Here is an 8,402-nt window from a genome sequence, read left to right as displayed (position 1 = left end):
AGCTGAAAAGCACCAGCCGTGTGCCTACAGGATTTAGGCGCTGCGACGACACCCGACCCGCTGACCAGCGACAACGCTATCGATCAAGCCTGCATGTGCGTGTGATCTTCGGAACTCCGGTCCGTCGGGTGTTCGCGCGGGCGGGCCATCGGTGGCTGGCGGCCACGGTCGCGGGCGCCTACGCCGCCCTGGCCGGCTGGAGCAGCAACATGGTGGCGGTGCCGGAAGAGCACGACATGGCGCCGCCCGGCACCCCGGCCTTCGTCGACCTCGGCTGGTTCCACGGGCCGCTCGCGCCGTGGCCGGCGCTGGAGTTCTGGCTGCCAGGACCGAAGATTTTCGGCGCGCTGAGCCTGGGCGCTATCGCCGTGGTCGTCACGGTTGCTGCCCTGATGGGCCTTGCCTGGGCGGCGGCGGTGCATGCGCTCGGTGTCCGCCGCGCCGAGCGCGCCCGCGGGCGGGCCGGCGCCGGCCGCCTGGCCGGCATGGCCTTCACCGGGACCGTGGGGCTGAACGTCTGCTGCTGCTGCGCCCCTGCGATCTTTCCCGTGCTGGCCCTCCTCTTCGGACCGGTCGCAGGCAGTTCCATCGCGACGTGGTTTCTCGGAAGTTCCTCCCCCTTCTACGACCTGGGACTGGTCGCGATGATCGCCATGACGATCCTCTCGCTGGCGTCCTTGCAGCGGCGGCTCGGGCTCTCCCCGTCGCCGGTTAAGCCTGTGGCGGCCCAGAGTCTGCTTGTCGAGGCGGCCAGCTGAGCCGCAGGTCCTCGTGGTCCGGAACCGCTGTGTCCTGGAATGCCCTGAGCGGTGCAGGCTCGCAGGGGGCGTCGCCGGCGGACCGCAATGAGCCGGCGGACCGCGCAGAGTAGGTCGCAGACATGTTTCGGCTGCTGTGCTCGACCGTACGGCGGAGATCGTCCGGGTGGTGAACGTGCGGGCGACGTTCAGGTGCGAGGCACGTCCTGGGGCGAGCCCCGCCCCGGCCTGTCAGCGTGCTGTCGTGGCGCCCTTGGCGTAGGGGTGCGGTGGAGGGGGGAGTAGGAGGCGGAGCATCCCGGCGCGGACCACCAGGCACGGGCCGGCGGCGGCGAACACCCACCCGGCGCGCATCGCGGCCCAGGTTACCACCACGGTGAGCGTGCCGAGGGCTGCGGTCGCCGCCCAGACGATCCGGTCGCCACCCGGCGTCGGCGCAGGACCGCCGCCAAGTCGCTCCAATCGCCGTTGAATGACGGGATGATGCGGCCGTCGGCGCAGGCGGGTGATCGCCGAGGCTACCGGGCGTGGGTCACCCATCTCGGCGGCTGTCGATCGTCGGGCAGTAGCTCCAGTTGCTCGCGGAGCGCAATCTCGAAACGGCGGGCGGGCGGAAAGCCGAGCAGCCCCCGACGCAGTGCCGTGGCGGTCAGGGTCAGCGTGGGATGCCGGCCGGCTGCGTGTGCCTTCTCGTGAGCGATGACCGCGTCCAGTTCCCCCGGCTGACGCCAGGGCTACCCGTCGGGACACGACGACGACCTCACCGGCAACAAGGCCGGAGGCTTCTCGACCGGCACCACCTGGACGCCGTTTCGGGAGTGGTCGCTGGCGGCGGTCCAGGCCAGCGCCGCGATCGCCGGGTCTCGACGGCCGAGAATCCTGCACGGGCCACCATGCCGACGGCGAGGCCCGCCGTAGCCAGCACCAGCACCCTGGCTGCCTGGTCGCCGCTGAGGAGGCTCTGCGCCAGACAGGCCGCCGCCGCCAGCGGCAGGAGCATCAGGCTCACCAAGGTGACCAGCGAAAACGAGCGCGAGCACTGCCGGCCCGGCGACGTGACCTCGGCGACGCAGAACCAGCAAGGGGACGGTCGCCGAGATCACCATGGCGGCTGGGATCATCCACCCCGTCATGAGTCCCGAGGCGGTTGGTGCTGGCGTCGACGGAGGCCGGCGCGCAGCCTGGCGGGCAGCCGATCGACGAAGGCCACCACCGCGGCGTGGGGATCGTCGAGGCTGTCCAGGACTCGCTGCAGCGCCATCACGGCCAGCTGCTGCTCGGCTCCTGCAGCGCGGTAGCGGTGCGCTCGCCCATCCCCGTCGCGCCGGATGACGCCCCGGTTCTGCAGGCGGGCGAGCAGGGTCAGGACGGTGGTGTGGGCTCGAGGCTGGTCCAACAAGGGGATCAGCTCGCTGCCAGCTGGGGTCGGCCCGTCTGCACAGGACGGTCAGCACGGTGGCCTCCGCGGCGGGCAGGCGATGCCCGGCGACGACCGCGCGGCGGTCCGGCCGGGTGGCCCCCGTCGGTCACGACTGCTCGGACGGATGGTGTCTGCCGTTCATCGTGGCCCGAGGATGCGCGGGCGCACAGCAATCCACCTCGTCGGCGCCAACTGACGGCTCAGTTTCCTGCGGCTCGCAGCAGTCGTCCTGCACCTCGGCGTCGGGCGGTGCGAACCTCCTGTCCCGACGACGCTGGAGTGCCAGGGCCGCGACGGAGAGGATCAGGAGCGCGCCGGCGACAGCCGCAACCAGTCCCTGATTCGTGCCGAGGAAGGTTGTCAGCCGGCTGGACAGCCCTTCGGTCAGGCTGCCGAGGGCGGACGGGCCGCGGCGATCCGCCGTCAGCGACGGAAGCCAGTAGCCGATGAGGTAGACCCCCGACAGCACCAGCATCGCGGGGCCGAGCCGGGTGGCGATGGGCAGGACCTTCCTCATCGCCCGGGCCACGGTCTCCTTGGCCAGCGCGACCGTGATGGACAGGGCGATGAGCACCGACGCCGCCCCGAGGCCATAGCCGGCGAAGACGCCCAGCAGCTGGAGGGGATTGGCCGTCGCCGTCGCCTGGGCGATGACCGCCAGCAGGACGGCCAGCGTGCAGGACAGCGAGGCGATCGCGTAGGCGGCGCCGAACCAGATCATGCGCCGATACCCGCGGCCGCTGCCCGGCCGGACGTTCTTCCCGATCCGCAGGTACACCTGCCGGCCGGTCAGCATCGCCAGCCCGAGGACGACGAGCACCCCACCGATGACGACCGCCGCCCACGGCACGGCGCCGACCAGCGATCGCAGCCCGAAGGCGACCAGGAGACCAGCCAAGCTGAACGTGCCGGCGAACCCCAGGCTGAGCGCCACGCCGACGGACAGCCCCTGACCGAGGCGTCGCGAGACTGGGAGCGCGCGATGCTGGGAGCCGTCGTCGTCGCCGAAGTAGTAGGCGATGAACGCCGGCAGCATCGCGAAGCCGCACGGATTGACGGTGGCCAGCATGCCGCCGCCGAACGCCAGCAACCAGAGGGTCACGTCAACCCAGCCTTCGCCAACGCTTCACGCAGGATGGGCTCCGACGTCGGAACGCCGTCCCGATAAACGATCGTGCCGTCGGCGTCGACCACCACGGTGGTGTCGAGGGCCTGGATGCCCAGCGCGGCGGTGAGCGCACCGTCCTTGTCGTGCACGAACCCGTACCGGGCGTCGACCTGGTCGGCGAACTGGCGCAGCGCCTCGACGTTGTCGTTGGGATCGGGGCTGACCGCCAGGATGGCGACGTCGTCGCCGTACTCCTGCCCGATACGGGCGAGGGCAGCCGCTTCCGGATAGCAGGTCGCACACCAACCGGCCATGAAGAAGAGGACGGCGGGCTTGTCCGCCGGCAGGCTGAAGTCCTCACCGTTCGTCGTGGACGCCGTGAACTCCGGGGCGGGGTCGCCGACGTTCCGGCCCCCCTGCGCCAAGAGCTCGATGCGATCCGGGCTCGCGGGGGCGCCCTCGGCGGCGCTACCCGCGCCACCGCGCAGCGAGATCCAGGTCGTGGCGGCCAGGAGCGCCGCGGCGGCCGCAGCGATGAGCACCCATCGGTGTCTCGACGGCCGCCGCCGAGCGGCCGGACCGGTGCGGCCACGAGAACCGTGGCCCGGCCGTGACGATGTCTTCGGGGCCATCAGTTCCGTCCTCCAGCTCGGCTGTCGGTGGAGTCCTGCAGATGGGGGGCGGGTCGGGCGCGCCGAGCCTCGGCCGGTTGCGGCACGTCGGGCGGACAGCAGGTCGCCGACCCGGTTGGCCGGGACCGTCGTGCCCTGGTGAGAACGAGCGCGCCGACGAGGAGCGCGCCAGCGGCCAGCAGGAGCACGGGGTTGCGCAACACGCCGCCGAGCCCGCCGAGCAGGCCGGCCGAGACCAGGGCCGGCCCGGCGCAGCAAAGGATCGCGGCGCCGACGGCACCCAGTCCCAGCAGTGAGCCGGCGGAGCTGGACCCGTCCTTGTCGTCGTTGTCCTGGGTCATCGGTGCCTCTCTCCAATGGGCTGCGTGCGGCTGAGGGGTGTGCGGTCCCGGGCGAGGGTGTTGCGGCCGTAAACGATGCTCGGCTGCGTCTTCCTGCGTGGTCGAGGTGATCGCCGGGGGCGGACGTCGCGACGGAGCAGGAAGCCTGCTGCCGCCGTCACGCCTGGTCCTTGGCGCGCGCCACGGCTTGGCGCAACGTCGTCTCATCACTGGGAACGGCGTCGCGGAAAACCTCGCGACCGTGTCGGTCCAGCACGACCGTGGTGTCCAGAGCCTGGACGTCGAACCGGTCGACCAGCCGACCGTCATCGACGGCCAGCGGGAACGACAGGCCACCCACCGCCGCGGAGAAGGCCTGCAGGTAACTGTCCTGCGTGCCGGGCACCATCTCGACGCCGACCACGTCCACGGCGTTGCCCCAGGTCGGCGCCAACCGGTTCAGCGCCGCGGCCTCTTCCATGCAGGCGCCGCACCCCTCGCTGGTCATGAAGAACAACACGGTCGGCTTCGACGCCAGCGCCAGCGTGTCGACGTCGGCCGTGGAGATTGCCGACGGCTTCCCGGACGGTGCGGACGGGCTCGTGTCACGGTTGCCCGTGGCGACCGGCTGCCCGGCGCTCCGCTCGGGTTGCGGCTTGCTGATCACAGAGGGTGCGACCACGCCTCCGACGATCAGCGTCGCGGCGGCCACCAAGAGGATCGGCTTCGTACGCCGGTGACGACGGGCGGGACGTTCCGCGCCGGGCTGCTGGAGCATTACATCACCGTATCCGGATCGGAGTAGCTTCTACAAGGTAGTCGAAGAACGTGGTGCCGGGAGAACTGCTCGTGGTCGGCGCGTCGGCGGCTGGGGTGACTTGCCCGAAGGACTCTTCTCCGGACTCCCGCGGCAGGGTCATCGTCCGGGGCCGGGGAACGGTCCGCTGCGCACGTGACGCGGCGCGGCCGTCTCACTCCCGCACTGCCCCCGCCGCGCCCTCCGCCGTGTCCGACTGGAGGCGCCGACCACTCGTCGGGCGAGCGCAAGCGGGTGGGGGTCAGTCCATCATCGGTACGGAACGCCGCGCCGGGAGCAAGGTGAAGCGGGACGCTCGCCCTGCCCGTCGGCGCGGCGTCACGTGCCCAGCGCAGCAGACGCCGGGTCGGGTTCCGCCGAATGGCACTGCTGACCCTCGGCGACTGGCGGGTGCCGTCCTCTTCAGGCAGCCGTCGGGCTCGGCAGGCCAACGCGCGCCAATCGTGCCCAAAAGCCGACACGCCTCCGCGCGGGCGCCTCTTCTCGGTGGGTCATCAACGTACCGCGCGGCTTGTCGGCGGTAGGCCTCGTCGAGCGAGGGTGTCCCCGTGTGGTGGTCAGCAGCAGCGGTTGTCGCCGGTGAGCATCCGCTCAGCCAGCCGGCGGCCGAGTGCGTATGCCTCGGCGACAGGCAGGACCTGAGCGTCGGGGTGATCGTCGAGCCAGCCGCGGGCGTCGTCGGCGGAGGTGAAGAAGTGCACGCGGTTGCAGAAGGCGCCGCGGATGGAGGACGTCTCTGCGGGGGTGACGATGGAGACCACCGCGTCGGGCGGCTCGACTGCGACGACCCGATCCGGCTCCACCTCCACGCGCACCTGGTCCCCACTTGCGGGAGAGAGTGAGGACACCTGCGCGGGCCGGCCGATGATCGCGGGGAACACGCGGGGAACATCAGCGTGTCGAGCGCACACCAGGTGAACAGCGGGTGGCCGTCGACGGTGAAGCGATGGGGAGTCTCCCGGAGAGTGATCCCCCAGCCGACGACGCGGCCGTCCTCGTCGTACTCCGTGTCCGGCATGGCCGCCAGGGTCGCTCGGACCTCCGGCTGTGAGCGGCCGGTTGCGTCGGCCAGCTGCTCGACGCTGACCGGGTTGCCTCCCGCCAGCAGGCGCATCACCACCGGCTGCAGCCAGGTGATGTCCGTGTCGTTCCGACGCAGGGTGCCGGTGAGGTCCTCGGTGAGCTGATCGAGGTCCGTCATTCGGGTCCGTCCTTCGGTGGAGAACCAGGAAGATGCGGACGACACCCTACGCGTGACACATCCCCCTTGCCGGATACGTCTTGTGGTGCGAGCCGGGCGGGGCGCGCTCGGACGTAGCCTCTGTCGCCACCGCTTCCGGGATTGGAGTTTCTCGTGGCGAGGGTGGGGTAGGCGCTGATGGCATCCGTCCATCCGGATCATTCCTGCCCGGATGGAGCTCGCAACGCCCGGGGGCGGGCCTGGACCAAGGGAGCGCGATGACCGAGCACTTCGACGCGATCGTGATCGGGATGGGGCCCGGCGGTGAGGTCGCCGCCAGCCAGCTGCTGAGGGCCGGCAAGCGCGTAGCCGTCGTCGAACGGGAACTGATCGGCGGGGAGTGCGGCTACTGGGCCTGCATACCCTCGAAGACGCTGCTGCGCCCGCCAGAGGCCAAGGGCGAGGTCGACCGCGCCGCCGGTGTCGACGGAGCAGAGTTGGACTGGCCGGCGACGCGCGACTACCGCGACTACATGATCCGCCACCTGGATGACAGCAATCAGGTCAAGGGATACGAGAAGGCGGGCGCGACGGTGCTCAAGGGCGTCGCCCGCGTCACCGGCCCTGGTCGGGTCGACGTCGACGACCAGACCTACTCGGCCGAGCACATCGTCGTGGCGACCGGATCCGACGCCTCCATTCCGCCGATCCCGGGACTGGATCAGGTGCCGGTGTGGACCAACCGAGAAGCGACCACCCTCACCGAAATCCCGCAGCGCGCGGTCATGATCGGCGGCAGCGCGGTCGGTGTGGAACTCGGGCTGTTCCTGCGGCGCTTCGGCGCACGCGTCACCATCCTCGAGATCGCCGACCGCCTGCTGGCCCGCGAGGAGCCTCGACCGGGCGAACTCACCGAGCAGTACCTGCGAGACGAGGGCATCGACGTCCGCACCAACACCAACGCCGTCCGGGTCCACAGGGACGGCAACGACACCGTCGTGGAGCTGGACGGCGGCGGGGAGGTGCGCTGCGACGTCATCATCGTCGGCACCGGCCGCACCCCCCGAGCCGGTGACCTCGGGCTGGAAACAGTCGGCATCGAGCTCGGCGAGCGAGGCCAGGTCGTGGTCGATGACCACTGTCGGGCCGGGGATGGCGTGTGGGCGCTGGGCGATGTCACCGGGGTGATGCCGTTCACGCATGTCGCGATGTACATGGGTCGGGTCATCGCGGACAACATCGCCGGTAAGGAGCGCGTCGCGCGCTACGACGGGATTCCGCGTGTGGTCTTCGCCGACCCCGAGGTCGCGGCGGTCGGACTGACCACCCAGCAGGCCGAGCAGCGGGGCCTTTCCCCCGTCACGGCCGAGGTCGACCTGAGCCACGCGATCGCCCGCCCCTGGACCTACGAGAACAACCCGCGCGGCCACCTCGGCGTCCTGGCCGATCGTGACCGACGCATCCTGCTGGGCGCCTGGGCTGTGGGACCGCAGGCCAGTGAGTGGATCCACACAGCCGCACTGGCGGTCCGCGAGCAGATCCCGGTCGAGCGGCTGCTCGACCAGGTCGCGCAGTTCCCCACCTACAACGAGGGGTGGCTCAACGGGATCCAGCGGCTCAAGTTCTGATCCAGCAACTCCACACCGTGGCAACGGGCCAGGTTGGCGACCCGAAGGACGACGGCCGCTGCCTGGCCCGGCTGAGCAGCCGGAACGAATCGAGATCAAGCGATGAAGCAACTCGGACTGCTGGGCGCGGTGCTGGCCTGCTGCGGGGTGAAGCTGCTTGTCCTCGCGGCCCTTGTCGCGCCGACCGGATTCCTCACCGACAACCTGGTGGTGGGAGTGATCGGTCTGGCCGTCGCCGCGGCTTTCATCGGCTTCGCCGTGCGCAGCCGGCACCGTTGTGACGGCGTCTGCCATGTGCCGCGTACGGAGTCGAAGACGTCTGACCTCAAACGGGGGGCGCACTAGGGCGTGTCTCATAGATCGTGGTCGGCGGGGTGGCGGAGCCAGATCTTGATCGAGGCGACGTCGATCGTGCCGCGGAAGACGAACTCGCGTTTGTCGGTGCGCATTGCGACCGCCCGGAAGTCCTTGAGCTTGTTGATCGCGCGCTCGACGGTGTTTCGCTGCTTGTAGGACTCCACGTCGAAGGCCGGTGGCCG

Annotated in this window: 10 protein-coding genes and 2 pseudogenes; 3 read left to right on the top strand and 9 right to left on the bottom strand. The window is 70.6% G+C overall.

What is annotated here, in order from left to right:
• A partial coding sequence (locus CNO22_RS23480) for a hypothetical protein (protein WP_232807291.1) occupies positions 1–758 on the top strand: 758 nt, incomplete at its 5' end.
• Between the two features lie 518 nt (positions 759–1,276).
• Here the strand turns inward: CNO22_RS23480 and CNO22_RS30250 are convergent.
• The 8 genes and pseudogenes from CNO22_RS30250 to CNO22_RS30240 all read right to left on the bottom strand — a co-directional run.
• A complete protein-coding gene (locus CNO22_RS30250) occupies positions 1,277–1,471 on the bottom strand; it encodes a M48 family metalloprotease (RefSeq protein WP_108724388.1) in 195 nt (64 codons plus the stop codon).
• Positions 1,472–1,887: 416 nt separating this feature from the next.
• The gene (locus CNO22_RS30245; RefSeq protein ID WP_157937088.1) at positions 1,888–2,157 is read right to left on the bottom strand and encodes a BlaI/MecI/CopY family transcriptional regulator; all 270 of its coding nucleotides are present in this window, start codon (positions 2,155–2,157) and stop codon (positions 1,888–1,890) included.
• Between the two features lie 127 nt (positions 2,158–2,284).
• Positions 2,285–3,280 (bottom strand): cytochrome c biogenesis CcdA family protein, encoded by a 996-nt coding sequence (locus CNO22_RS23470; protein WP_100501683.1) that lies wholly within the window; start codon positions 3,278–3,280, stop codon positions 2,285–2,287.
• Entirely contained in the window at positions 3,277–3,828 is a 552-nt protein-coding gene (locus tag CNO22_RS23465; RefSeq protein WP_157937087.1) for a peroxiredoxin family protein, read from the bottom strand. Before CNO22_RS23465 ends, CNO22_RS23470 begins: the two co-directional genes overlap by 4 nt.
• An 89-nt stretch (positions 3,829–3,917) precedes the next feature.
• Positions 3,918–4,259, bottom strand: a complete 342-nt coding sequence (locus tag CNO22_RS28585) for a hypothetical protein (RefSeq protein ID WP_198588559.1) — start codon at positions 4,257–4,259, stop codon at positions 3,918–3,920.
• Between the two features lie 157 nt (positions 4,260–4,416).
• Positions 4,417–5,016: a TlpA family protein disulfide reductase gene (locus CNO22_RS23455; protein ID WP_100501681.1), complete on the bottom strand. Its 600-nt coding sequence runs from the start codon at positions 5,014–5,016 to the stop codon at positions 4,417–4,419.
• 596 nt (positions 5,017–5,612) lie between these two features.
• On the bottom strand, positions 5,613–5,936 hold the full coding sequence (gene merB, locus CNO22_RS29430; protein ID WP_269799626.1) for an organomercurial lyase: 324 nt from the start codon (positions 5,934–5,936) through the stop codon (positions 5,613–5,615).
• Positions 5,937–5,956: 20 nt separating this feature from the next.
• Positions 5,957–6,256 (bottom strand): annotated as a pseudogene (locus CNO22_RS30240) (hypothetical protein); the annotation flags it as partial.
• Positions 6,257–6,513: 257 nt separating this feature from the next.
• Here CNO22_RS30240 and CNO22_RS23445 point away from each other — a divergent pair.
• Together CNO22_RS23445 and CNO22_RS23440 are read left to right on the top strand one after the other, a co-directional pair.
• The gene (locus tag CNO22_RS23445; protein ID WP_100501680.1) at positions 6,514–7,863 is read left to right on the top strand and encodes a dihydrolipoyl dehydrogenase family protein; all 1,350 of its coding nucleotides are present in this window, start codon (positions 6,514–6,516) and stop codon (positions 7,861–7,863) included.
• A 102-nt stretch (positions 7,864–7,965) separates the two neighbouring features.
• Positions 7,966–8,208: a hypothetical protein gene (locus CNO22_RS23440; RefSeq protein ID WP_100501679.1), complete on the top strand. Its 243-nt coding sequence runs from the start codon at positions 7,966–7,968 to the stop codon at positions 8,206–8,208.
• Between the two features lie 8 nt (positions 8,209–8,216).
• Here CNO22_RS23440 and CNO22_RS23435 read toward each other — a convergent pair.
• Positions 8,217–8,402: pseudogene (locus tag CNO22_RS23435) on the bottom strand (hypothetical protein); the annotation flags it as partial.

Source organism: Geodermatophilus chilensis (genome assembly GCF_002802985.1).
Classification (GTDB): domain Bacteria; phylum Actinomycetota; class Actinomycetes; order Mycobacteriales; family Geodermatophilaceae; genus Geodermatophilus; species Geodermatophilus chilensis.
Note: the sequence above shows the minus strand (reverse complement) of the source record. Positions and strands in the feature narration are given on the sequence as shown.